The sequence below is a fragment of the Streptomyces sp. NBC_00354 genome, from assembly GCF_036106915.1.
Lineage (GTDB): Bacteria > Actinomycetota > Actinomycetes > Streptomycetales > Streptomycetaceae > Streptomyces.
Genome location: NZ_CP107983.1, coordinates 6,681,777 through 6,706,777 on the forward strand (window position 1 = coordinate 6,681,777; position 25,001 = coordinate 6,706,777).

Here is a 25,001-nt window from a genome sequence, read left to right on the forward strand (position 1 = left end):
CCGGAACCATCGCTACCATGGGTTATCCGGACCGGACACGGGCACCGGATCCTCCCCCACACTTCGTCCGGGGGGACCCCCAGAGGAGCGCTCTTGCCAGACGAGGTCCAGCCACTCTCCGCCGCGCAGCCCGACCCGCAGGCCGAGCAGGCCGCGGCGCCCCCCGCCACGCCCCCGCCGGCCCCGCCCGTGAAGCCCGCGCCCGCGAAGTCGGCCGGGTCCTCCAACCGCGTGCGCGCCCGGCTCGCCCGCCTCGGCGTCCAGCGTTCCAACCCGTACAACCCGGTACTGGAACCGCTGCTCCGCATAGTCCGCAGCAACGATCCGAAGATCGAGACGGCGACGCTGCGCCAGATCGAGCAGGCGTACCAGGTCGCCGAGCGCTGGCACCGCGGTCAGAAGCGCAAGAGCGGCGACCCGTACATCACCCACCCGCTCGCGGTGACCACCATCCTCGCCGAGCTGGGCATGGACCCGGCCACCCTGATGGCCGGACTGCTGCACGACACCGTCGAGGACACCGAGTACGGGCTGGAGGACCTGCGCCGCGACTTCGGCGACGCCGTGGCCCTGCTCGTCGACGGCGTCACCAAGCTCGACCGGGTCAAGTTCGGCGAGGCCGCCCAGGCCGAGACCGTCCGCAAGATGGTCGTCGCCATGGCCAAGGACCCGCGCGTCCTGGTCATCAAGCTCGCCGACCGCCTGCACAACATGCGCACCATGCGCTACCTCAAGCGGGAGAAGCAGGAGAAGAAGGCCCGCGAGACCCTCGAGATCTACGCCCCGCTGGCGCACCGGCTGGGCATGAACACGATCAAGTGGGAGCTCGAGGACCTCGCCTTCGCGATCCTCTACCCCAAGATGTACGACGAGATCGTCCGCCTCGTCGCCGAGCGGGCGCCCAAGCGCGACGAGTACCTCACCGTCGTCACCGACGAGGTGCAGACCGACCTCCGGGCCGCCCGCATCAAGGCCACCGTCACCGGCCGGCCCAAGCACTACTACAGCGTCTACCAGAAGATGATCGTCCGCGGCCGCGACTTCGCGGAGATCTACGACCTGGTCGGCATCCGCGTCCTCGTCGACACCGTACGGGACTGCTACGCGGCCCTCGGCACCGTGCACGCGCGATGGAATCCGGTCCCCGGCCGGTTCAAGGACTACATCGCGATGCCCAAGTTCAACATGTACCAGTCGCTCCACACGACGGTCATCGGACCCAGCGGCAAGCCCGTCGAGCTCCAGATCCGCACGTTCGACATGCACCGCCGCGCCGAGTACGGCATCGCCGCGCACTGGAAGTACAAGCAGCAGACCGTCGCCGGCACCTCCAAGGTCCGCACCGACGTCCCGCAGGCAGCGAAGGGCAGCGCCGGGCAGGACACCGTCAACGACATGGCCTGGCTGCGCCAGCTGCTGGACTGGCAGAAGGAGACCGAGGACCCGGGCGAGTTCCTCGACTCGCTGCGCTTCGACCTCTCCCGCAACGAGGTCTTCGTCTTCACGCCCAAGGGCGACGTCATCGCGCTGCCGGCCGGGGCGACCCCGGTGGACTTCGCGTACGCCGTCCACACCGAGGTCGGCCACCGGACCATAGGCGCACGCGTCAACGGCCGCCTCGTCCCGCTCGAGTCGACCCTCGACAACGGCGACCTCGTCGAGGTCTTCACCTCCAAGGCCGAGGGCGCGGGCCCGTCCCGCGACTGGCTCGGCTTCGTCAAGTCCCCGCGGGCCCGCAACAAGATCCGCGGCTGGTTCTCCAAGGAGCGCCGCGACGAGGCCATCGAGCACGGCAAGGACGCCATCGCGCGGGCCATGCGCAAGCAGAACCTGCCGATCCAGCGCATCCTCACCGGCGACTCGCTCGTCACCCTCGCGCACGAGATGCGCTACCCCGACATCTCCTCCCTGTACGCGGCGATCGGCGAGGGCCACGTGGCCGCGCAGGGTGTCGTACAGAAGCTGGTGCAGGCCCTCGGCGGCGAGGAAGCCGCGAACGAGGACATCGAGGAGAGCGTCCCGCCGTCCCGGACCAGGGGCACGCGCCGCAAGAACGCCGACCCGGGCGTGGTCGTCAAGGGCGTCGACGACGTGTGGGTCAAGCTGGCCCGCTGCTGCACCCCGGTCCCGGGCGACCCGATCGTCGGCTTCGTCACGCGCGGCAGTGGCGTATCGGTTCACCGGGCGGACTGCGTCAACGTGGACTCCCTCTCGCAGGAGCCCGAGCGGATGCTGGAAGTCGAATGGGCGCCGACCCAGTCCTCGGTCTTCCTGGTCGCCATCCAGGTGGAGGCGCTGGACCGGTCCCGGCTGCTGTCGGACGTCACCCGGGTGCTGTCGGACCAGCACGTGAACATCCTCTCCGCGGCCGTCCAGACCTCCCGCGACCGGGTGGCCACCTCGCGGTTCACCTTCGAGATGGGCGACCCGAAGCACCTGGGACACGTCCTGAAGGCCGTACGGGGCGTGGAGGGCGTCTACGACGTCTACCGCGTCACCTCGGCCCGCAGGCCGTAGCCGGGCGCGCGCAGCGCACGTACGAGGGCCCCGGTACGACATTCCGTACCGGGGCCCTTTTGCACGTACAAGCGCCGTGACTAGCCGCCGAACTCCTCCAGGCCCTTCAGCGCCTGGTCCAGCAGGGCCTGGCGGCCCTCGAGCTCGCGGGCCAGCTTGTCGGCCTTCGCGTTGTTGCCCGCGGCACGGGCCGCGTCGATCTGCTCACGCAGCTTGTCGACCGCCGCCTGCAGCTGACCCGTCAGACCGGCCGCACGGGCCCGCGCCTCCGGGTTCGTACGACGCCACTCGCCCTCCTCGGCCTCCTGGATTGCACGCTCCACCGCGTGCATCCGGCCCTCGACCTTCGGACGGGCGTCCCGCGGCACGTGGCCGATGCCCTCCCAGCGCTCGTTGAGGGAGCGGAACGCAGCCCGGGCCGCCTTCAGGTCCGTGATCGGGACGAGCTTCTCGGCCTCGTCGGCCAGCTCCTCCTTCAGCTTCAGGTTCTCCACCTGCTCGGCGTCGCGCTCCGCGAACACCTCGCCGCGCGCCGCGAAGAACACGTCCTGCGCACCGCGGAAGCGGTTCCACAGGTCGTCCTCGGACTCGCGCTGCGCCCGGCCCGCCGCCTTCCAGTCCGCCATCAGCTCGCGGTAGCGGGCGGCCGTCGGACCCCAGTCGGTCGACTTCGACAGCGACTCGGCCTCCGCGACCAGCTTCTCCTTGACCTTGCGGGCGTCCTCGCGCTGCGCGTCGAGCGAGGCGAAGTGCGCCTTGCGGCGCTTGGAGAAGGCGGAACGGGCGTGCGAGAAGCGGTGCCACAGCTCGTCGTCCGACTTGCGGTCGAGGCGCGGCAGACCCTTCCAGGTGTCCACCAGGGCCCGCAGCCGCTCGCCCGCACTGCGCCACTGGTCGCTCTGCGCCAGCTGCTCGGCCTCGGCCACCAGCGCGTCCTTGGCCGCACGGGCCTCGTCCGTCTGCTTGGCCTTCTGGACCTTGCGCTCCTCGCGCCGCGAGTCCACGGTCGCGACCAGCTTGTCCAGCCGGACGCGCAGGGCGTCGAGGTCGCCCACGGCGTGGTGCTCCTCCACCTGCGTGCGCAGGTGGTCGATGGCCGTCTGCGCGTCCTTGGCGGACAGATCGGTGGTCCGCACCCGCCGTTCGAGGAGGCCGATCTCGACCACCAGGCCCTCGTACTTGCGCTCGAAGTAGGCCAGGGCCTCCTCAGGGGTGCCCGCCTGCCAAGAGCCGACGACCTTCTCGCCCTCGGCAGTACGCACGTACACGGTGCCCGTCTCGTCGACGCGGCCCCACGGGTCGCTGCTCACAGCGCCTCCTCCACCTGATGCCTGCGAGGGGTTCACCCCCTGGGCATCGTCCACAGTTTCCGGGGGCGGGCAGCGCCCGCCCTGCACAACGCAAACATAGGCGACCGCCGGGCCGGCTGTCCGCATCCCGCACGACGGAATATCGCCGTAGGGGGCGGACAGCGGCCGGTCCCGAGGCCGCCGCGGCCCGTCAGTTCTGGGTGACGGCGCCCTTCTCGATGGTCACCGGGGTCTTGGGGGCCCCGTCCTGGCCGCCGTCGGCGGTACCGGCCTTGGCCACCGCCTCGAGCGCCTTCAGGCCCGCCGCGTCGATCTTGCCGAACGGCGTGTACGACGGAGCCAGCGGGCTGTCCTTGTAGACCAGGAAGAACTGGCTGCCGCCGCTGTGCGGCTGGCCGGTATTGGCCATCGCCACCGTGCCCGCCGGGTAGATCACCTGGCCCTGCTCGTTCGGCTTGCCCAGCGAGTCGAGGTTCTCGTCCGCGATGGTGTAGCCGGGGCCGCCCATGCCCGTGCCCTCCGGGTCGCCGCACTGGAGTACGAAGATCCCGGACGTGGTGAGGCGGTGGCACTTGGTGTTGTCGAAGAAGCCCTTGTCGGCGAGCGACTTGAACGAGTTGACGGTCTCCGGCGTCTTCGCCGCGTCCATCTCGAACTTGATCTCGCCCGCGCTGGTCTTCAGGCCGAACGTGTACTTCGCGTTCTTGTCGATCGCCATCGCCGGCGAGGGCGACTGCTTCGGCGAGGGCGAGGCCGACGGGTTCGCCGCCGGATCCGCCGCCTGGTCCTTCTTGTCCTTGTCGAAGACGCCGCCCACCACGAGGCCGACCAGCGTCGCGACCACCACGGCCACCGCCGCCCCGATCACGGCCGCACGCCGGCGCGACTTCCGCCGGGCCTCGGCCCGGCGCTTCTGCTGGCGCTCGTACTTCTCCTTGGCGAGCTGTCGCCGCCGCTGATCGCTCGTGACCACCGGGTCGTCTCCTTGTACGTGTCTGGCACCGCTGTCCGGGCTCGGTTAGGCCGTACCGTATATGGGTTCGCTGTGTAACGAGCGGCGCCGGTAGGCTCTGAGCAGCAGCATTCCGATCTCGGCCGCTGCTGAAGCTCCCGCCGGACGACGATTGAGGACGAACGTGCTGATTGCCGGGTTCCCCGCCGGGGCCTGGGGGACCAACTGTTACGTGGTCGCCCCCGCCGCAGGTGAGGAGTGCGTCATCATCGACCCGGGCCACCAGGCCACCCAGGGTGTCGAGGAGACGCTGAAGAAGCATCGGCTCAAGCCCGTCGCGGTCGTCCTCACCCACGGCCACATCGACCACGTGGCCTCGGTGGTCCCGGTGTGCGGAGCGCACGACGTACCGGCCTGGATCCACCCTGAGGACCGCTTCATGATGAGCGACCCCGAGAAGGCGCTGGGGCGTTCCATCGGGATGCCGCTGATGGGCGAGCTCACCGTGGGCGAGCCGGACGACGTCCGCGAGCTGACGGACGGCGCCGGGCTGAAGCTGGCCGGCATGGACTTCTCGGTGGCGCACGCGCCCGGGCATACCAGGGGGTCGGTGACCTTCCGGATGCCCGAGCTGGCGGACATCCCGCCGGTCTTCTTCTCGGGCGACCTGCTGTTCGCCGGCTCCATCGGACGCACCGACCTGCCCGGCGGCTCCCACGCCGAGATGCTCGAGTCGCTGGCCCGCGTGTGCCTGCCGCTCGACGACTCGACCGTGGTGCTGTCCGGCCACGGTCCCCAGACCACCATCGGCCGTGAGCGCGCGACGAACCCGTACCTGCGGGAGGTCGCCGCCGGCCTCGGAGCGGACCCGACGGCCGCTCCACGACGAGGAATGTGACGAGAGTTTCGTGGCTACTTTCCAGGCCCCCAAGGGCACGTACGACCTGATCCCGCCGGTCTCCGTGACGTATCTGGCGGTGCGCGAGGCCATCGCGGCCCCGCTCCGCAACTCCGGATACGGCTACATCGAGACGCCCGGCTTCGAGGACGTGGGCCTCTTCGCCCGAGGCGTCGGCGAGTCCACCGACATCGTCTCCAAGGAGATGTACGCCTTCGAGACCAAGGGCGGCGACCAGCTGGCCCTCCGCCCGGAGGGCACCGCCTCGGTGCTGCGCGCGGCGCTGGAGGCGAGCCTGCACAAGAAGGGCAACCTGCCGGTCAAGCTCTGGTACTCGGGCTCGTACTACCGCTACGAGAAGCCGCAGGCGGGCCGCTACCGCCACTTCTCGCAGGTCGGTGCCGAGGCCATCGGCGCCGAGGACCCGGCGCTGGACGCCGAGCTGATCATCCTGGCCGACCAGGCGTACCGCACCCTGGGCCTGCGCAACTTCCGCATCCTGCTGAACTCGCTGGGCGACAAGGAGTGCCGCCCGGTGTACCGGGAGGCACTGCAGTCCTTCCTGAGCGGTCTCGACCTCGACGAGGAGACCGTGCGCCGGGCCGAGATCAACCCGCTGCGCGTCCTCGACGACAAGCGTGCCGACGTGCAGAAGCAGCTCGTCGGAGCTCCGGTGCTGCGCGACTACCTGTGCGACGCGTGCAAGGCGTACCACGAGGAGGTCCGGGCGCTGATCACGGCGGCCGGCGTCGCCTTCGAGGACGACGAGAAGCTGGTGCGCGGGCTGGACTACTACACGCGGACCACGTTCGAGTTCGTCCACGACGGCCTGGGCTCGCAGTCCGCGGTCGGCGGCGGCGGCCGCTACGACGGCCTGTCCGAGATGATCGGCGGACCGGCCCTGCCGTCGGTGGGCTGGGCGCTGGGCGTGGACCGTACGGTGCTCGCGCTCCAGGCCGAGGGCGTCGAGCTGGACATCCCGGCGTCGACGTCGGTGTTCGCGGTGGCGCTGGGCGAGGCGAAGCCGACCGTGTTCGGGCTGGTGACGCAGCTGCGCAAGGCGGGCGTCGCGGCGGACATGTCGTACGGCGGCAAGGGCCTCAAGGGCTCCATGAAGGACGCGAACCGCAGCGGTGCGCGCTTCGCGATCGTCGCGGGTGACCGCGACCTGGCGGAGGGTGTCGTCCAGCTGAAGGACATGGAGTCCGGGGAACAGTCCCCGGTCGCCGTGACGGACGTCGTAGAGGTCCTCCGGACCAAGCTGGCCTGACGCAGGCCCTCAGAGGAGGTCGTGCCGCATGGCTGTGGTCACCGCAGCCGTGCGGTCCGTGACCTCCAGCTTGGCGAAGATGCGCAGCAGGTGCGTTTTGACGGTGGATTCCGCGACGAACAGGCGCCGGCCGATCTCCGCGTTCGTCGCCCCCTCCGCGACCAGGCGCAGGACCGCGACCTCGCGGTCGGAGAGGCGGGGGCGCTCGGGGCGGGTGCGGAGGCGGTCGACCAGGCGGCCCGCCACCGACGGGGCCAGGACCGTCTCGCCCCGCACGGCCGCGCGGATCGCGTCGGCCAGTTCGGCCCGCGCCATGTCCTTCAGCAGGTAGCCGGCCGCCCCCGCCTCCACCGCCCGCAGGATGTCCCGGTCGTTCTCGTACGTCGTCAGGACCACCACCCGCACCGGCAGCCCTGCCGCACTGATCCGGGCGATGGACTCGACGCCGTCGCCGCCCGGCATCCGCAGGTCCATCAGGATCAGGTCCAGGCCGGGGACCAGCTGCGCGGCCAGCGCCTCCGCCTGCGGGCCGTTCGCGGCCTCCGCGACGACCTCCAGGTCCGGCTCGGCGCTGAGCATGCCGCGCAGGCCTTCCCGTACCACCGGGTGGTCGTCGGCCAGCAGGATGCGGATCATGTCGTACGGCTCCTCAGCGAGTCGTCGGGAGAGCCACCGTGACCGTCGTGCCGGTCCCCGGCGCGCTGTCGATCACCGCCGTCCCGCCGACCTCCGCCGCACGGGCGCGCAGCCCCCGCAGGCCGTGGCCCGGGGCGGGGGCCGCCGGGTCGAAGCCCCGCCCGGTGTCCTTGACGGTGACGGTGAGTTCGCAGTCACCGTAAGCCAGGGACACCGCGCAGCGCGCCGCCGCCCCCGCGTGCTTCGACGCGTTCGACAGCGATTCCTGGCAGGACCGCAGGGCCACCACCTCCAGTACCGCGGCCAGCGGCCGGACCTCCCCGGTCACCGACACCGCCGCCGGCGGGTCCTGCCGGGCCGCGAGGCGGCGTACCGCGTCCGGCAGCGAGCCGGCGTCCAGGTCCGCGGGGGCGCCGCCCGAGACCAGTGCCCGGGCCTCGGCCAGGTTCTGCCGGGCGGTGGCGGCCATCAGCTCCAGATGCCGGTGGGCCTGCTCCGGATCCGTGTCCATCTCCGACTGCACGGCCTGGACCAGCATCAGCAGACTCGTGAAGCCCTGGGCGAGGGTGTCGTGGATCTCGCGGGACATGCGTTCCCTTTCGGCATGGGCGCCCTGAGCGGCGGACAGCCGGGCCACCTCCTCCCGGCTGGCGTCGAGTTCGGCGATCAGCGAGGCCCGCCCCTGGCTCTGCTCGATGATCCGGAGGATCCAGGCGCCGAAGAAGGCGGAGAAGGCGAACGTGACGAACGAGCTGACCGCGTTGACGAAGACGATGTGGCCCGTCGGCCGCCACAGCAGCGCCCACCCGGCCACCGGCAGCAGGGCCACCACCCCCATCGCGCCGATCGCCCGGCGCAGCGGCAGCAGCATGAAGAAGTGCGGGGCGAGCGCGAAGGTGATCAGCCGGGTCTCGCCGACCAGGCAGGCGGCGGGCAGGAACAGGGCCAGCATCACCCCCAGGTAGCGCAGGGACAGCCCCGGTTCGGCGCCGGGATCCATCAGGAGCAGGGGCCGGCCGGCCCACGCGTACCAGGGGATCAGCAGCGCGAGCAGGGCGACGGCGGGGATCCGGTACGAGAGCGAAGGGAAGTCCGCGCCCAGCACGAAGGCCGCGGTCGCGACCCACACGACGCCGAAGTAGAGGTCCCACGGCCCGAACGCGCGGTCCCAGACGTGGGGTTCGCGCGCTCCGGCCGTCCCCGTGAACCCGTTCAGCCGTCGCGGCGGTTCTTCCACTTGAAGGTCAGCAGACACAGGACCAATCCTCCGACGACCCAGGCCCCCAGGACCAGGGCGACCTTTCCGTACTCCCAGCTGCCCGCCTGCTCCAGGACGGCCGCGGACTCCGGCAGGAACACCCCGCGCAGCCCCTGGCACATCCACTTGAGCGGGAACAGTGCGCCGATGTTCAGCAGCCAGTCCGGGATCGCGTTGACCGGGATGAAGACGCCGGAGATGAACTGCAGGATCAGGAACGGCAGGACGACCACCGAGCTGGCGCTCTTGCCGGACTTGGGCAGGCTGCTGATGGCGATGCCGAGCAGGGCGCACCCGGTCAGGCCGAGGACGAAGATCCAGCCGAACGTGAGCCACTTGGCCGCGGAGGCCGGCAGGTCGAGGCCGAACAGGGTGGAGCCGACGAGCAGCAGGATCGCGGTCTCGGCGAGTCCGGTGGCCAGCACCATCCAGACCTTGCCGAGGAAGTACGCGGCCGGGGGCATCGGCGTCCCGCGCAGCCGGCGCAGCACCTTCTCGTCCCGTTCGACGGCGATCGAGATCCCGAGCGACTGGAAGCTGGTGGACATGATGCCCGCGGCGACCATGCCGGCCGCGTACAGCTGGGAGGCGGTGATCCCGGTGTTCTCCACGCTGTCGCGGAAGATCGAGGCGAAGAGGGCCAGGAAGACGATGGGGAAGGCGAAGGTGAAGATCATCGCGTCGCGCTGGCGGACGAACTGCCTGATCTCCAGGGCCCCGTGGCTCAGGCCCAGGGTCCAGGCGCCGGGCAGCGCCTTCGCAGCCGCGGCGGCCCTGCCGCCGGTCGTCGCGGTCGTGGCGGTCGTGCTCATCGTGCGTCCTCCGGCTGTTGCGCGGTCGTGGGTACGAGCTGGCCCGTGAGGCGCAGGTACACGTCCTCCAGGGTGGGCCGGCCGATCTTCAGCCCCGGGATCTCGCCCTCGAAGCGGGCCATGAGCTCGGCGACCGTACGGGTGGGGGTCTCGGTGGCGATGCTGCGGGGGCTGCCGTCGGCCTCGGTCCACTCGACGGTGGCGCCGGTGCCGAACCGGGAGCGCAGCTCGGCCGGTTCGCCGTCGGCGACGACCCTGCCGCTCGCGATGACCGCGAGGCGGTCGGCGAGGGCCTCGGCCTCCTCCAGGTAGTGCGTGGTGAGCACGATGGTGGTGCCCTCGGCGGCGAGCAGCCGGATCAGGTCCCAGAACTGGCGCCGCGCCGCCGGGTCGAAGCCGGTGGTCGGCTCGTCGAGGAGCAGCAGCTCGGGATCGCCGATGACGCCGAGCGCCACGTCGAGCCGGCGCCGCTGGCCGCCCGAGAGGCCCTTCACCCGCTGGTCCCGCTTCTGCTCCAGGCCGACCAGGGCGATGACCTCGGCCGGGTCGCGCGGGGCCGGGTAGTAGCGGGCGAAGTGCTCGACCGTCTCCCGTACCGTCAGTTCCGCGGGCGCCGACTCGTCCTGCCAGACGATCCCGACGCGCGAGCGCCATGCCCGCCCGGCGGCGGCCGGGTCCGCGCCGAGCACGGTGACCTCGCCGCCGTCCCGTTCCCGGTGGCCCTGCAGGATCTCCACCGTCGTGCTCTTGCCGGCGCCGTTCGGCCCGAGGAGGCCGAAGACCTCGCCCTGCCGGATCGTCAGATCGAGTCCGTCCACTGCGGTGACTTCGCCGTACTGCTTGCGAAGCCCCCGTACTTCCACCGCGTTCCGTGTCATGTCTCAAATGGTGTGGCGGAACCCGCTCCACCGGTCCCCCCGTGCGTACGTCCTTATGTCCACCGAACGGTGGACACCGGCTCAGTACGGCACAATGGCCGGTGCTTGTTGACCTTGCAGATGTGGAGCGGGCGGTATGACGACACGAGGTACGGACGCAGACACCGCCCCGCGGACGGTCGGCGCCAGCCGGGCACTCGCCCTGCTGCTGGTGATCACGGGCGCCGCGGGACTGCTCGCGGCCTGGGTGATCACGATCGACAAGTTCAAGCTGCTCGAGGACCCGAACTTCACGCCGGGCTGCAGCCTGAACCCGATCGTCTCCTGCGGCAACATCATGAAGAGCGACCAGGCGTCCGCCTTCGGCTTCCCGAACCCGATGCTGGGGCTGGTCGCATACGGGATCGTGGTCTGCGTCGGCATGAGCGTGCTGGCCGGGGCCCGCTTCCGCCCCTGGTACTGGCTGACCCTCAACGCGGGCATGCTGTTCGGCGTCGTCTTCTGCGCCTGGCTGATGTACCAGTCGCTGTACAACATCAACTCGCTGTGCCTGTGGTGCTCGCTGGCATGGGTCGCCACGATCTTCATGTTCTGGTACGTCACCGCGCACAACGTGCGGGAGGGCCTGCTGCCCGCCCCGGGCTGGCTGCGTTCCTTCCTCGACGAGTTCACCTGGGTGCTGCCGGTCCTGCACGTCGGGATCATCGGCATGCTGATCCTGACGCGCTGGTGGGACTTCTGGACCTCCTGAGGCCTCCCTGAGCCCGCGGCCCGCTGTCGGTGGGCTGTCAGTGGGCTCGCATAGGCTTCCTGTGTGGAACCAGACCTGTTCACCGCCGCTGCCGAAGACCGCCGGGAGAAGGATCCGGCGAGCTCCCCGCTCGCCGTCCGCATGCGCCCCCGCACCCTGGACGAGGTCGTCGGCCAGCAGCACCTGCTGAAGCCCGGATCACCGCTGCGGCGGCTGGTCGGGGACGGGGCGGGCGGTCCGGCCGGCGCCTCGTCGGTGATCCTGTGGGGCCCGCCCGGCATCGGCAAGACCACCCTGGCGTACGTGGTGAGCCAGGCGACGCAGAAGCGGTTCGTGGAGCTGTCGGCGATCACGGCGGGCGTGAAAGAGGTACGCGCCGTCATCGAGGGCGCCAAGCGGGCGGCCGGCGGGTACGGCAAGGACACGGTCCTCTTCCTCGACGAGATCCACCGGTTCAGCAAGGCCCAGCAGGACTCGCTGCTCCCGGCCGTCGAGAACCGCTGGGTGACGCTGATCGCCGCGACCACGGAGAACCCGTACTTCTCGATCATCTCCCCGCTCCTGTCGCGGTCGCTGCTGCTCACGCTGGAGCCGCTGACGGACGAGGACCTGAGCGCGCTGATGCGGCGGGCGCTGACGGAGGAGCGGGGCCTGGGCGGGGCGGTGACCCTGCCGGCGGACGCGGAGGCGCACCTGCTGCGGATCGCCGGCGGCGATGCCCGGCGGGCGCTGACGGCGCTGGAGGCCGGTGCCGGTTCGGCGATCGCCAAGGGGGAGTCCGAGATCAGCCTCCGGACGGTGGAGGAAGCGGTCGACCGGGCGGCGGTGAAGTACGACCGGGACGGGGACCAGCACTACGACGTGGCGAGTGCGCTGATCAAGTCGATCCGCGGCTCGGACGTGGACGCGGCGCTGCACTATCTGGCGCGGATGATCGAGGCCGGGGAAGACCCGCGGTTCATCGCGCGCCGCCTGATGATCTCGGCGAGCGAGGACATCGGGCTGGCGGACCCGACGGCCCTGCCGCTCGCGGTGGCCGCGGCGCAGGCGGTGGCGATGATCGGATTCCCGGAGGCCGCGCTGACCCTGTCACACGCGACGATCGCGCTGGCCCTGGCCCCGAAGTCGAACACCGCGACGACCGCGATCGGTGCGGCGCTGGCGGATGTCCGGGCGGGGCTGGCGGGCCCGGTGCCGACGCACCTGCGGGACGGGCACTACAAGGGCGCGGCGAAGCTGGGCCACGCGGTGGGGTACGTGTACCCGCACGACGTGCCGGGCGCGATCGCTGCACAGCAGTACGCCCCTGATGCGGTGCACGGGAAGCGGTACTACGAGCCGACGCGGTACGGCGCGGAGGCGCGGTACGCGGATGTGGTGGAGAAAGTCCGAGAACGCCTCCGCGGAGGTGCCTGACCGCGCCGCCGGCGCCCGGGTCCGTCACTCCGGGGCGGGTCCCAGAGTGTCCCAGGGGCCGGCGGGGCCGGCGCCCGGACGGCCGTCGGGACGCCGGTTGATCCAGCCGAGGCCGCCGATGTCGAGCCGGAGACGCGCGCGGGTGACGGCGACGTAGGCGAGGCGTGCCTCCGCGTCGTCGATCTCACCGGGAAGCGGATCCCCGTTCTCGTCCGTCTCCTCGGCATCCACCGGTTCGGTGAAGTCCTCGCCGATGCGGACCGAGGCCCATTCGCGGCCCTTGGCCTTGTGCGCTGTGGAGACCACGATCTCGGCGCCCTGTTCGGCGGAGAGCCGTTCCACGGCGCTCAGGATGACGTCGACACCGTGCTCGTCCACCAGATCGACGAGCGGCAGCAGGTCCCGGCCCGAGGGGTCGTACTCGGCGTACTCCTGGAGCTCCCCCCAGGAGTCGAAGAGGATCAGTTCGGGGTGCGTACTGCGCTTGCCGGCCTTGAGGTCGCGCGCGGCCCGGGCGAGGGCGCTCAGTGCCTCGCCGCCGCCGACGAGGGCGACCCTGCGGCCGTCCTCCAGCAGTCGCATGACTTCGAGCATGGCGCCGACGTTGGACCGGCACAGGATGGCCTCCGGCTTCTCCACCCGCTCCAGACGGGTCTCGATGGCCGGGGTGCCGGTCAGCCGGATCGGGGATTCGGCGAGGTGCAGCCACCGATTGGCCTCCTCGGCGAGCGCGGAGCCGAAGCGGAAGGATTGGGACAGGGCCAGCTGGGTCCCGTCGAAGTCGCTCATCACGTCCCTGGCGCCGCGCCATCCGTAGATGGCCTGGGCCGAGTCGCCGACCATCACCAGCTGGGCGTGGTCGCGTTGCGCGGTGAAGATCTTCTCGACCACAGGATTGGTGTCCTGGGCCTCGTCCAGCAGCAGGAAGTCGGCCGGGATCACGGGATCGGTGAGGGCCCAGATCTTCAGATAGTGGTCGTGGTCGAACCGGACCACGCCTTCGTGCGGGTTCTGCAGGTCCTCCCAGGCCTTGAGCGCGTAAGGCAGCACCACGTCGACGAGCTGGGCGTGGAGATGTTCGGCCTCGATGCCGCGCAGCCGCGGGACGTGGTGGCGCCGGATGGTGCTGTCCGCGGACTGGCAGAAGCGGGTGACGGTCCGCAGCGCGGTGTACGACAGCGCCTTGTTGCTGACGTTGCGCTCGCCGATCCGCACGCGCATGCCGACCGCGATGCCGAGCCGGGCCCCGGTCTTCCAGCCGGGGACCCGCGGGGCGTTCAGCCGCGAGGCATAGCCCCGGCCCACCGCGCCGAAGGCAAGGGAGTGGGCGGTCCTGCACTCCACCGTGCCGGGAAACCTGCCGGCCGCGTCCACGGCGATGGACTTGTTGAAGGCGATGTACCGGCCGCGTGCCGCCGTGCCCTTCGCCAGCATGGCCAGGGTCGTGGTCTTGCCCGTCCCGGCGCCCGCTTGGAGGACCAGGTGGTCCCCGCGCCTGAAGGAGTCGACAGCCGCGCTCTGCTCAGGGGTCGGGACAGCCATTGTGCTCCTCCGTGTAGCCGTGACGTCACCCAGCGACATCACGGTGGCACAGGAAGATCATGCGTGTCCGGCGATCACGGTTTCCTCGCTACTGGTGACCCGCCGCCGCGAACAGGTGGTGCATCGCCCGGCGCAGGTCGCAGACGTCGCGTACCGGCGCCGGGAAGTCGAAGCGGGCGTCGAAGGAGGATCCGTCGCCCGTGAAGCGGACCCGCAGGCCCAGCCGGTCCAGGGCCAGGGGGACCGCGGTCATGCCGGCGTTCTCCCGTGGACCCAGCAGCGCGCACAGGTCCGCGATCCGGTCGTGGTGCGCGGCGGCCAGGTGCTGGAGGAGCTCGGTCTCGTGGTTCACCATCGGGTCCGGTTCCACCGTGGCCAGGTCCTCCGGTTCCACGTGCTCCGCGCCCCACAGGTCGTCCACCGAGATCTCGCCGACCTCCAGGCGCAGCATCACGAAGGACGGCCGGCCGTGCAGCCCGAGGAGTTCGCCCACCGGCCGGCGCTCCGCCAGCAGCGCCGCGCAGGCCGCGCGGTCGTCCCCGCGCACCTGCGTCAGCCACCCGGCCAGCCGCGCACGGCCTCGGATACGATGGGGCACGGACACCGGCGCCACATCCGTGATCTCGATCACGGCGGTGAGGTCGTCGTCCTGGGCGTAAGCGGCTGCCCTGGCAGCCGCGGATTCCCCTGACACCAGGAGAATCACGTCCCCGTCCGGGGTGACGGTCCGAGCGGCCGGCATCCCTGTCCCGAACTCTGCCAGGTCAAGAGATCGCAGCTGGTCAACAGCACCCGGCAGCGTGAGGGATACTGAGGCGTTGGACTCTACGAGGGTTCGTACGCGTTCGGCTCCGGTGAGCTGCCGAACGCCTTCCCTGGGACGCGGCTGACCTTGCTTATCGTCGGCGCAAGCGGATTCTGTTTCGTCTGAATTCGAACTGCGCTGCGCACTGGGCAGGGGGATCCCATGTGGTCGAGACATTACGTCCTCCTCGCTAAGGTAAGCCTCACCTAACTTACATGGAGGTAGGTTCCCCGTGAACCAGAAGCGACCCAAGGTCAAGAAGTCGCGTGCCCTCGGCATTGCGCTGACCCCGAAGGCCGTCAAGTACTTCGAGGCTCGTCCCTACCCGCCGGGCGAGCACGGCCGTGGCCGCAAGCAGAACTCGGACTACAAGGTTCGCCTGCTCGAGAAGCAGCGTCTGCGCGCTCAGTACGACATCTCTGAGCGTCAGATGGCCCGCGCGTACGACCGCGCCAAGAAGGCCGAAGGCAAGACGGGCGAGGCGCTGGTCGTCGAGCTCGAGCGTCGCCTCGACGCCCTGGTCCTGCGTTCGGGCATCGCCCGCACCATCTACCAGGCCCGCCAGATGGTCGTTCACGGCCACATCGAGGTCAACGGTGGCAAGGTCGACAAGCCGTCGTTCCGTGTCCGTCCGGACGACGTCATCACCGTGCGCGAGCGCAGCCGCGAGAAGGTTCCGTTCCAGGTTGCCCGTGAGGGTGGCTACGCAGGCGAGGGCGAGACCCCGCGCTACCTGCAGGTCAACCTGAAGGCCCTGGCCTTCCGCCTGGACCGCGACCCGAACCGCAAGGAAATCCCGGTCATCTGCGACGAGCAGCTCGTCGTCGAGTACTACGCCCGCTGATCCAGCGGCCGTAGCCTCACAGGCTGGTCAGCCCGTCGGTTCCCCCTTGGGGGAGCCGACGGGCTTCCTGTTTTTCGCACCCCCCGGACCGCCCGGACCCCCCGGACCGCCCGCCGTGCCCGGCGCTTCCCCGGCCCTCGGCCTCGGCAGCGGTTCCGGCGCCGCCGGCACGGGCTCCGGCGCCCGCAGCGCCCGCTCGACCGCCTCCTCCGGCGACAGGCTCCGGCCGTGCTGCGCACACGCCTCGTACCGCTCCGCCCCCAGCAGCTCGCCCGCCCGCTCCCGGCACATCAGCCGCGGGGCGTTGAAGTAGCCCGAGCCGAACAGCTGAAGGCCCACCCCGTCCCACATCGGCTCCGCCGCGCCCTGGAGCACCGCCGCCTCGGCCGGACGGCCCTCGACCGCCGTGACCAGGGCCAGCAGCTCCACCGCCAGCACCAGCCCGACCAGGTCGCGGAAGGTGTGGTTGATCGTCACGCACTCGGTCAGCAGCAGCCGGGCCTCGGCCGTGCCCCCCGCGTCCAGGGCCGCGTACGCGATGACGTACAGGGCGTACGCCTTCGTCCAGCGTTCCCCGCGCTCCTCGCAGATGTCCCGGACCTCCCGGCACAGCGAGAGCGCGCCCGCGAGATCCCCCTGGAAGGCCATCGCCATCGCCAGCTCCACCTGGCACATCAGCACATTGCTGTTCAGCTCCCCGGCGTCCCGGTACCGCTCCAGCGCCGAGCCCAGCAGTTCCCCGGCCCGCGCCATGTCGTCGGAGACCAGCGCCAGGCAGCCCAGCCGGTGCACCGCGTACGCCTCCGCCACCGGGTTCCCGGTCCGCGCCGCCCCGTCCCGGCACTCGTACAGGGCGCTCATCGAGGCCACCGCATCGCCCTGCAGGGCCGCCACGTAGCCCAGTACCCACAGCGCCTTCAGCCGCGACCCCGTGTGCTCCGACTCCGCCGGGCCGGGCTCCAGCGTCCGGTCCAGCCAGTACCGGCCCTCGGTGAGCCGGCCGCAGCCGGCCCAGTAGAACCACAGCGTCCCCGCCAGGTACCGGCCCAGATGGGCCTCGTCCGGATCCCCCAGACAGCACTCCAGCGCCAGCCGCAGATTCGGCAGCTCCGCCTCCACCAGCGCGGCCACCTCCTGCTGGCGCGGGCTGAACCAGTCCAGCTCGCACCAGGTCGCCAGCCCCACGTACCAGTCCCGGTGGCGCCGCCGCAGCCGCCCGGCGTCGCCCAGCGACTCCAGCCACCCCGCCCCGTACACCCGTACGGTCTCCAGCATCCGGTAGCGCACCCCGGCCGCAGTCTCCTCCCGGGCGAGCAGCGACTGGGCGAGGAGCTCCCCGAGCACGTCCAGCACCGACTCCACCGGCAGGTCCGCTCCCGCGCACACGTACTCGACGGCATCGAGGTCGAAGTGCCCGGCGAACACCGACAGCCGCGCCCACAGCAGCCGCTCCTGCGCGGTGCACAGCTCGTGGCTCCAGCCGATCGCCGTACGCAGCGCCCGGTGCCGCGGGAGGGCCCCGCGCGCCCCGCCCGTCAGCAGCGCGAACCGGTCCTCCAGCCGGGTCAGCACTTGCTCCGGCGACAGCGCCCGCAGCCGCCCCGCCGCCAGCTCCAGCGCCAGCGGGATCCCGTCGAGCCGGGTGCACAGCTCCACCAGTGCGGCCCGGTTGGCCGCGGTCACAGCAAAGCCGGGATCGGCGGCCGCCGCCCGCTCGGCCAGCAGTTCCAGCGCCTCCTCGGGGCCCGGCGGCGCCAGCGGGAAGGCCTGCTCCCCGTCGAGGTCCAGCGGCCGCCGCCCGGCGGCCAGCACCCGCAGGCCGGGGGAGCGGCGCAGCAGCTCCCGCACCAGCTCGGCGGTCTCGTCGACCAGCTGCTCGAACCCGTCCAGGACCAGCAGCAGCCGCTGCTCGGCGAGGTGCTCGGCGAGGACCGTCCGGGGCGGCCGCGTGGTGTGGTCGGTGAGCCCGAGCGACTCCGCCAGCGTGAGTTCGAGCAGCGCCGGATCGCGTACGCAGGACAGCTCGGCCAGCCACACACCGTCGCAGTAGCGTTCCTGTGCAGCACCCGCCGCCTCGGCCGCCTCCCGGGCCGCCGCCAGCGCCAGCCGGGACTTGCCCACCCCGCCGACGCCGGTCACGGTGACCAGCCGGGAGGCTTCCAGCAGCCTCCCGACCTCGGCGAGTTCCGCACCCCGCCCGACGAAGCGGCTCAGCTCCGAGGGAAGATTGCCGCAGGTCCTCTGTCGCACGGGCCTCTGTCGCATGGGACACGGAGGGTACTGGTCCGGATGCGCTGCGTACAAGGCGGTTCCGCCGGACTTCGAATTCCGGTACGGCGGTGGATCTCCGGCGCGATAGGGTCGGAGAACGACTTTTCTACGTAGTGATCAACAGGCAGAGAGCGGTGCAACGTGTCCGGTGGAGAGGTGGCCGGGATCCTCGTGGCCGTCTTCTGGGCCATTCTGGTCTCCTTCCTCGCCGTGGTGCTGGTGAGGCTGGCCCAGGTGCTCAAGGCGACGACCAAGCTGGTGGCCGACGTGACCGACCAGGCCGTCCCGCTGCTGGCGGACGCCTCCACCACCGTCCGCTCCGCACGCACCCAGCTCGACCGGGTCGACGCCATCGCGAGCGACGTCCAGGAAGTCACCTCGAACGCCTCCGCGCTGTCCTCCACCGTGGCCTCCACCTTCGGCGGGCCGCTGGTCAAGGTCGCGGCCTTCGGCTACGGCGTCCGCAAGGCACTGGGCAAATCCACGGAAGACGCGCCGCAGAAGGCGCCCCGACGCACCGTGATCGTTGGCCGTACGGTGCCGACGACCCGGCGCCGGAAGCAGAAGGGCTGAAACCTCCGATGTTCCGCCGAGCCTTCTGGTTCACCGCCGGCGCAGCCGCCGGCGTGTGGGCCACCACCAAGGTCAACCGCCAGCTCAAGAAGCTGACGCCGGAGAGCCTCGCCGCCCAGGCCGCCGACAAGGCCGTGGAGGCGGGCCACCGCCTCAAGGACTTCGCCCTCGACGTCAAGGCGGGAATGTCGCAGCGCGAGGACGAGCTGAACGACGCACTGGGGCTCAGGCGGGACGCCATGGACCCAGCCCGGCCCGACAACGTCACCGCCCTCCCGGGGCAGCGGCGGCTGCGGGCCATCCAGAACGACAAGACCACCCACCGCTCGAGCCACGAGAACCGCTCGACGGGTTCGTACAACCGGAATGAGGACCACTGATGGAGTCGGCTGAAATCCGCCGCCGCTGGCTGAGCTTCTTCGAGGAGCGCGGTCACGCCGTTGTCCCTTCGGCGTCGCTCATCGCGGACGACCCGACTCTGCTGCTGGTCAACGCGGGCATGGTCCCGTTCAAGCCGTACTTCCTCGGCGAGACCAAGCCCCCGGCCTCGCGGGCCACCAGCGTGCAGAAGTGCGTCCGTACGCCGGACATCGAAGAGGTCGGCAAGACCACCCGCCACGGCACGTTCTTCCAGATGTGCGGCAACTTCTCCTTCGGCGACTACTTCAAGGAAGGCGCCATCAAGTACGCCTGGGAGCTGCTCACCAGCTCCGTGGCGGACGGCGGCTACGGCCTGGAGCCCGAGAAGCTCTGGATCACCGTCTACCTCGACGACGACGAGGCCGAGACGATCTGGCGTGACGTCGTCGGCGTCCCCGCCGAGCGCATCCAGCGCCTGGGCAAGAAGGACAACTTCTGGTCCATGGGCGTCCCGGGTCCGTGCGGCCCGTGCTCGGAGATCAACTACGACCGCGGCCCCGAGTTCGGCGTCGAGGGCGGCCCGGCCGTCAACGACGAGCGCTACGTGGAGATCTGGAACCTGGTCTTCATGCAGTACGAGCGCGGCGCCGGCGACGGGAAGGAAGACTTCCCGATCCTCGGCGACCTGCCGTCGAAGAACATCGACACCGGTCTGGGTCTCGAGCGCCTCGCGATGATCCTGCAGGGCGTGCAGAACATGTACGAGACCGACACCCTGCGCGTGGTCATGGACAAGGCCACCGAGCTGACCGGCGTGCAGTACGGCGCCGCGCGGGGCACCGACGTCTCGATGCGCGTGGTCGCCGACCACATCCGCACCTCCGTCATGCTCATCGGCGACGGAGTCACCCCCGGCAACGAGGGCCGCGGCTACGTGCTGCGCCGCATCATGCGCCGCGCCATCCGCAACATGCGCCTCATGGGCGCCACCGGCCCGGTCGTCCAGGAACTGGTCGACGTCGTGATCAACACGATGGGCCAGCAGTACCCGGAGCTCGTCACCGACCGCAAGCGCATCGAGACCGTCGCGCTCGCCGAAGAGGCCGCCTTCCTCAAGGCCGTCAAGGGTGGCACGAACATCCTCGACACCGCCGTGACCGAGACCAAGGCCGCCGGCGGCACGGTCCTCTCCGGCGACAAGGCGTTCCTGCTCCACGACACCTGGGGCTTCCCGATCGACCTCACCCTGGAGATGGCCGCCGAGCAGGGCCTCTCCGTGGACGAGCCCGGCTTCCGCCGCCTGATGCAGGAGCAGCGCGACCGCGCCAAGGCCGACGCCAAGGCCAAGAAGACCGGCCACGCGGACATGTCCGCCTACCGGGAGATCGCCGACGGCTCCGGCGCCACCGAGTTCACCGGCTACGCCACCACCCAGGGCGAGTCCACCATCGTCGGCCTCCTGGTCAACGGCGTCTCCGCGCCCGCCGCCTCCGAGGGCGACGAGGTCGAGGTCGTCCTCGACCGCACCCCCTTCTACGCCGAGGGCGGCGGCCAGCTCGCCGACCAGGGCCGGATCAAGCTCGACTCGGGCGCCATCATCAACGTCCGCGACGTCCAGCAGCCGGTCCCCGGTGTCTCCGTGCACAAGGGCTCGGTCCAGGTCGGCGAGGTGACGGTGGGTGCCTCCGCGTACGCCGCCATCGACATCAACCGCCGCCGGGCCATCGCCCGCGCCCACTCGGCCACGCACCTGACCCACCAGGCGCTGCGCGACGCCCTCGGTCCGACGGCCGCCCAGGCCGGTTCCGAGAACAGCCCCGGCCGGTTCCGCTTCGACTTCGGCTCGCCGAACGCCGTCCCCGGCACGGTCCTCACCGACGTCGAGCAGAAGATCAACGACGTGCTGTCGCGCGAGCTCGACGTCACCGCCGAGATCATGAGCATCGACGAGGCGAAGAAGCAGGGCGCCATCGCCGAGTTCGGTGAGAAGTACGGCGAGCGCGTGCGCGTCGTGACCATCGGCGACTTCTCCAAGGAGCTGTGCGGCGGTACGCACGTCGGCAACACCGCCCAGCTGGGTCTGGTGAAGCTGCTCGGCGAGTCCTCCATCGGCTCCGGCGTGCGCCGTGTCGAGGCCCTCGTCGGCGTGGACGCGTACAACTTCCTCGCCAAGGAGCACACGGTCGTCGCCCAGCTCCAGGAGCTGGTCAAGGGCCGTCCGGAGGAGCTGCCGGAGAAGATCGCCTCCATGCTCGGCAAGCTGAAGGACGCCGAGAAGGAGATCGAGAAGTTCCGCGCGGAGAAGGTCCTCCAGGCCGCCGCCGGTCTCGCCGAGAACGCCCAGGACATCCGCGGCGTCGCCCTCGTCGTGGGCACCGTCCCGGACGGCACCGGCGCCGACGACCTGCGCAAGCTGGTCCTCGACGTCCGCGGCCGCATCCAGGGCGACCGCCCGGCCGTCGTGGCCCTGTTCACCACGGCCAACGACCGCCCGCTGACCGTCATCGCCACCAACGAGGCCGCCCGCGAGCGCGGTCTCAAGGCCGGCGACCTGGTCCGCACCGCTGCCAAGACCCTCGGCGGCGGCGGTGGCGGCAAGCCGGACGTCGCCCAGGGCGGCGGCCAGAACCCGGCCGCCATCCCCGAGGCCATCGCCGCGGTCGAGCGCCTCGTCGTCGAGACGGTCTGACGATGACTCTGCGCCGCGGCCGCCGTCTCGCCATCGATGTCGGGGACGCCCGTATCGGGGTCGCCTCGTGCGATCCCGATGGGGTGTTGGCCACACCGGTGGAAACCGTTCCGGGCCGGGACATCCCCTTCGCCCACCGGCGGCTGCGGCAGCTCGTCGAGGAGTACGAACCCCTGGAGGTCGTGGTCGGTCTGCCCCGCTCGCTCAGCGGGCGGGAGGGGCCGGCCGCGGCCAAGGTGCGCGTCTTCGCCACGGAACTCGCCAAGGGAATCAAGCCGGTGACGGTCCGTCTCGTGGACGAGCGGATGACCACGGTCACCGCCGCCCAGGGGCTGCGGGCCTCGGGGAAGAACGCGAAAAAGGGCCGTTCGGTGATCGACCAGGCGGCCGCAGTGGTGATCCTTCAGAACGCTCTTGAGACCGAACGGGTATCAGGTAATCCGCCCGGTGAGTGCGTCGAAGTGGTTGTCTGATCGCGATACGGTAACGTTCCGCGCGATGCGGCGGCATTCGAACAAGTCGTCGCCCACCACTTCAGAGGCGGAACCGGGTGCCGCGGCGGATGTAGCCGTTGCCTCCGTCTCGCGGCTCTAGGGGATCGATGACTGAGTATGGCCGGGGCCGTGGCCCCGAACCGTGGCACCCGGAGGACCCCCTGTACGGGGACCAGGGGTGGACCGGGCACGAGGCCCAGCAGGCTCGGATGCCCTATGCCGGTGGCCCGCAGCAGCATCCGCAGGAGCCGCAGTACCAGCAGGACCCGCAGCAGTACCAGCAGAACCCGCAGTATCAGCAGTACCCGCAGGACCAGTACCAGCAGGACCTCCAGTACCAGCAGGACCTCCAGTACCAGCAGCAGTACGGGCAGCAGGGGCAGTACCCGGAGCAGCAGCAGGGCTATGCCCCACAGCAGCCCCACCAGGCTCACCAGCAGCAGCAACAGCTGCTGCACCCGCAGCCGCAGCAGCAGCCGGTCTACGACGGCCAGGGCTGGGACACCGGCCAGGGCCAGTACACCGCTGTCCCGCAGGCCGACCCGTACCTCGGCGCGGACCCGTACGTCCAGCAGCCCGTCGGCGGCTACCCGGGCGAGGCCCCCGACCTCTACGGCACCCCCGAGGCCTACCCGCCGCCGCAGCCCCCGGGCCGGCGCCACCTGGTCACGGAGCAGGAGCAAGAGCCGGAGGCGGAGTACGCCGACGAAGAGGCCGAGGAGGCCTCGATCCTGCCCGGCGGCGGCGGAGGCGACGACGATTCCGACGAGCCGGACGCCGGCGGACGCCGCGGCCGCCCGAAGGGCAAGCCCAAGCGCCGCAACGGCGCGGCCTGCCTGATCGCAGCCGTCGTGATCGTGGGCGTCATCGGCGGTGGCGGCTACTACGGCTACGACTACATCAAGTCCAAGTTCAGCACCGGCGAGGACTACACCGGTGAGGGCGAGGGCTCCGTCGCCATCGACATCCCCAAGGGCACCGGCGTCGGTGAGATGGGCCGCATCCTCAAGTCGCACGGCGTCGTGAAGAGCGCGGACGCCTTCGTCGCCGCCGCCAAGGCCAACCCCAAGGGCGGTGCGATCCAGGCAGGCTCCTACGTGATGAAGGAGCACATGTCGGGCAAGGCCGCCGTGGACCTCATGGTGAACGGCGCCGGGGTCAACGCCCTGGACGTCATCCCGGGCTGGAAGAACATCCAGGTCTACAAGGCCATCGACGAGAAGCTCAAGCTCAAGGAGGGCACGACCAAGGACGTTGCCTTCAAGGAGGCGAAGAACCTCGGTCTGCCCGAGTGGGCCAACAACAGCAAGGACATCAAGGACCCGCTGGAGGGCTTCCTCTACCCGGCCCGCTACGACCTCAGCAAGGACGCGAGCCCCCAGTCGCTGCTCAAGCAGATGGTGGCCAAGTCCAACGAGGCCTACGCGAGCGCGGACCTCCAGGGGCAGGCCTCCAAGCTGGGCCTCGCGAACCCGCTGCAGCTCGTCACCGTCGCGAGCCTCGTCCAGGCCGAGGGCAAGTACCAGCACGACTTCGACAAGATCTCCCGGGTGGTCTACAACCGTCTCAAGCCGGGCAACACCGAGACGTACGGTCTGCTCGACTTCGACTCCACGGTCAACTACATCAAGGGCCAGAGCACCCTGGACGTCGGTGCCGTCAGCGACCTGCGCAAGCTCGACGACCCGTACAACACCTACAAGATCAAGGGCCTGCCCGCCGGCCCGATCGGCAACCCGGGCCCGGACGCGCTCAAGTCGGCGATCAACCCGGCCACCGGACCCTGGTACTACTTCGTGTCGGTGAACGAGAACGAGACGCTCTTCGCCGTGACGAACGCGGAGCACAACCAGAACCGCCAGAAGTACGAAGAGGAACGGAAGAAGGCAGGGCAGTGATACGCGCAGCCGTGCTCGGTTCACCGATCGAGCACTCCCTCTCACCGGTGCTGCACCGCGCCGCGTACCAGGAGCTCGGCCTCGACGACTGGTCCTACGACCGCTTCGAGATAGACGAGGCCGCGCTCCCGCAGTTCGTCGCCGGCCTCGGCCCCGAGTGGGCCGGGCTGTCCCTGACGATGCCGCTCAAGCGCGCCGTCATCCCGCTGCTCGACGGCATCAGCGACACCGCCGCCTCGGTCGAGGCGGTCAACACGGTCGTCCTGACCAAGGACGGGCGGCGCCTCGGCGACAACACCGACATCCCCGGCATCGTCTCCGCGCTCCACGAGCGCGGCGTGGACAAGGTGGAGAACGCCACCATCCTCGGCGCCGGCGCCACCGCTTCCTCGGCACTGGCCGCCCTCGCCCGGATCTGCTCCGGCGAGGTCACGGTGTACGTGCGCTCCCGGGCCCGCGCCGACGAGATGCAGGAGTGGGGCGAGCGCCTCGGCGTGGCCGTCCGCACGGCCGACTGGGCGGACGCCGCCGACGGGCTCGGCGCGCCGCTGGTCATCGCGACCACCCCGGCCAGCGCCACGGACTGGCTGGCAGCCGCCGTACCGGCCGGCCCGGGCACCCTGTTCGACGTCCTGTACGACCCGTGGCCGACCGCCCTCGCGGCGGCCTGGTCGCAGCGCGGCGGCCGCCTCCTCGGCGGCTTGGACCTCCTCGTCCATCAGGCGGTGCTCCAGGTCGAGCAGATGACCGGCCGCCACACCGCGCCGCTGGCCGCCATACGGGCCGCCGGCGAGGCCGCCCTGCGCGCCCGCCACTAGGGGGTGTCC

General features: G+C 70.8%; 21 protein-coding genes. 12 read left to right on the forward strand and 9 right to left on the reverse strand.

Going from position 1 to position 25,001, the window contains the following annotated elements; translation table 11 throughout:
* The first annotated feature begins 93 nt into the window (after positions 1-93).
* Positions 94-2,517: a RelA/SpoT family protein gene (locus OHT74_RS30695; RefSeq protein WP_267000467.1), complete on the forward strand. Its 2,424-nt coding sequence runs from the start codon at positions 94-96 to the stop codon at positions 2,515-2,517.
* Between the two features lie 80 nt (positions 2,518-2,597).
* Here OHT74_RS30695 and OHT74_RS30700 read toward each other — a convergent pair whose 3' ends face one another.
* Entirely contained in the window at positions 2,598-3,827 is a 1,230-nt protein-coding gene (locus tag OHT74_RS30700) for a DUF349 domain-containing protein (RefSeq protein ID WP_266668855.1), read from the reverse strand.
* A gap of 190 nt (positions 3,828-4,017) precedes the next feature.
* Positions 4,018-4,800, reverse strand: a complete 783-nt coding sequence (locus OHT74_RS30705; RefSeq protein WP_267000469.1) for a peptidylprolyl isomerase — start codon at positions 4,798-4,800, stop codon at positions 4,018-4,020.
* Between the two features lie 163 nt (positions 4,801-4,963).
* On the opposite strand from OHT74_RS30705, the gene OHT74_RS30710 reads away from it, so the two are divergent.
* Positions 4,964-5,677, forward strand: a complete 714-nt coding sequence (locus OHT74_RS30710; protein ID WP_266668858.1) for an MBL fold metallo-hydrolase — start codon at positions 4,964-4,966, stop codon at positions 5,675-5,677.
* 10 nt (positions 5,678-5,687) lie between these two features.
* On the forward strand, positions 5,688-6,947 hold the full coding sequence (gene hisS / locus OHT74_RS30715; protein WP_266668860.1) for a histidine--tRNA ligase: 1,260 nt from the start codon (positions 5,688-5,690) through the stop codon (positions 6,945-6,947).
* A gap of 9 nt (positions 6,948-6,956) precedes the next feature.
* Here the strand turns inward: hisS and OHT74_RS30720 are convergent, their stop codons facing one another.
* Genes OHT74_RS30720 through OHT74_RS30735 form a run of 4 tightly spaced genes read right to left on the reverse strand, consistent with a single transcriptional unit; the run spans position 6,957 to position 10,531 of the window.
* Positions 6,957-7,583, reverse strand: coding sequence for a response regulator (locus tag OHT74_RS30720; RefSeq protein WP_267000473.1), 627 nt, complete (start codon positions 7,581-7,583; stop codon positions 6,957-6,959).
* A gap of 13 nt (positions 7,584-7,596) precedes the next feature.
* Positions 7,597-8,838 carry a sensor histidine kinase gene (locus OHT74_RS30725; protein WP_328621954.1) on the reverse strand — a complete coding sequence of 414 codons (1,242 nt, stop codon included), beginning with the start codon at positions 8,836-8,838 and terminating at the stop codon, positions 7,597-7,599.
* A complete protein-coding gene (locus tag OHT74_RS30730) occupies positions 8,796-9,653 on the reverse strand; it encodes an ABC transporter permease (RefSeq protein ID WP_328621955.1) in 858 nt (285 codons plus the stop codon). The genes OHT74_RS30725 and OHT74_RS30730 overlap by 43 nt, the downstream gene beginning before the upstream one ends.
* Positions 9,650-10,531, reverse strand: coding sequence for an ABC transporter ATP-binding protein (locus OHT74_RS30735; protein WP_328621956.1), 882 nt, complete (start codon positions 10,529-10,531; stop codon positions 9,650-9,652). Before OHT74_RS30735 ends, OHT74_RS30730 begins: the two co-directional genes overlap by 4 nt.
* A 136-nt stretch (positions 10,532-10,667) precedes the next feature.
* On the opposite strand from OHT74_RS30735, the gene OHT74_RS30740 reads away from it, so the two are divergent.
* Positions 10,668-11,282: a vitamin K epoxide reductase family protein gene (locus OHT74_RS30740; protein ID WP_266668870.1), complete on the forward strand. Its 615-nt coding sequence runs from the start codon at positions 10,668-10,670 to the stop codon at positions 11,280-11,282.
* 63 nt (positions 11,283-11,345) lie between these two features.
* Positions 11,346-12,698: a replication-associated recombination protein A gene (locus tag OHT74_RS30745; RefSeq protein ID WP_266631046.1), complete on the forward strand. Its 1,353-nt coding sequence runs from the start codon at positions 11,346-11,348 to the stop codon at positions 12,696-12,698.
* A 24-nt stretch (positions 12,699-12,722) separates the two neighbouring features.
* Here OHT74_RS30745 and OHT74_RS30750 read toward each other — a convergent pair whose 3' ends face one another.
* Positions 12,723-14,240, reverse strand: a complete 1,518-nt coding sequence (locus tag OHT74_RS30750; RefSeq protein WP_328621957.1) for a UvrD-helicase domain-containing protein — start codon at positions 14,238-14,240, stop codon at positions 12,723-12,725.
* 88 nt (positions 14,241-14,328) lie between these two features.
* Entirely contained in the window at positions 14,329-14,982 is a 654-nt protein-coding gene (locus OHT74_RS30755) for a DUF2470 domain-containing protein (RefSeq protein WP_443047598.1), read from the reverse strand.
* A 295-nt stretch (positions 14,983-15,277) separates the two neighbouring features.
* Here OHT74_RS30755 and rpsD point away from each other — a divergent pair, with 295 nt between their 5' ends.
* Positions 15,278-15,889 carry a 30S ribosomal protein S4 gene (rpsD, locus tag OHT74_RS30760; protein ID WP_030294564.1) on the forward strand — a complete coding sequence of 204 codons (612 nt, stop codon included), beginning with the start codon at positions 15,278-15,280 and terminating at the stop codon, positions 15,887-15,889.
* A gap of 27 nt (positions 15,890-15,916) precedes the next feature.
* Here rpsD and OHT74_RS30765 read toward each other — a convergent pair whose 3' ends face one another.
* Positions 15,917-18,154 (reverse strand): ATP-binding protein, encoded by a 2,238-nt coding sequence (locus OHT74_RS30765; RefSeq protein ID WP_328621959.1) that lies wholly within the window; start codon positions 18,152-18,154, stop codon positions 15,917-15,919.
* A 147-nt stretch (positions 18,155-18,301) separates the two neighbouring features.
* Between OHT74_RS30765 and OHT74_RS30770 the strand changes: the two genes are divergently transcribed.
* The 6 genes from OHT74_RS30770 (at position 18,302) to OHT74_RS30795 (ending at position 24,992) form a co-directional block, all read left to right on the forward strand.
* Positions 18,302-18,733, forward strand: coding sequence for a DUF948 domain-containing protein (locus tag OHT74_RS30770; protein WP_328621960.1), 432 nt, complete (start codon positions 18,302-18,304; stop codon positions 18,731-18,733).
* A gap of 8 nt (positions 18,734-18,741) precedes the next feature.
* Positions 18,742-19,113: a DUF6167 family protein gene (locus OHT74_RS30775; RefSeq protein ID WP_267000486.1), complete on the forward strand. Its 372-nt coding sequence runs from the start codon at positions 18,742-18,744 to the stop codon at positions 19,111-19,113.
* On the forward strand, positions 19,113-21,782 hold the full coding sequence (alaS, locus tag OHT74_RS30780; RefSeq protein WP_328621961.1) for an alanine--tRNA ligase: 2,670 nt from the start codon (positions 19,113-19,115) through the stop codon (positions 21,780-21,782). Before OHT74_RS30775 ends, alaS begins: the two co-directional genes overlap by 1 nt.
* Positions 21,783-21,784: 2 nt before the next feature.
* A complete protein-coding gene (gene ruvX / locus OHT74_RS30785) occupies positions 21,785-22,255 on the forward strand; it encodes a Holliday junction resolvase RuvX (RefSeq protein ID WP_266668884.1) in 471 nt (156 codons plus the stop codon).
* Between the two features lie 128 nt (positions 22,256-22,383).
* Positions 22,384-24,174 carry an endolytic transglycosylase MltG gene (mltG, locus tag OHT74_RS30790; RefSeq protein ID WP_328621962.1) on the forward strand — a complete coding sequence of 597 codons (1,791 nt, stop codon included), beginning with the start codon at positions 22,384-22,386 and terminating at the stop codon, positions 24,172-24,174.
* Positions 24,171-24,992, forward strand: a complete 822-nt coding sequence (locus OHT74_RS30795) for a shikimate dehydrogenase (RefSeq protein WP_328621963.1) — start codon at positions 24,171-24,173, stop codon at positions 24,990-24,992. Before mltG ends, OHT74_RS30795 begins: the two co-directional genes overlap by 4 nt.
* Positions 24,993-25,001: the final 9 nt, after the last annotated feature.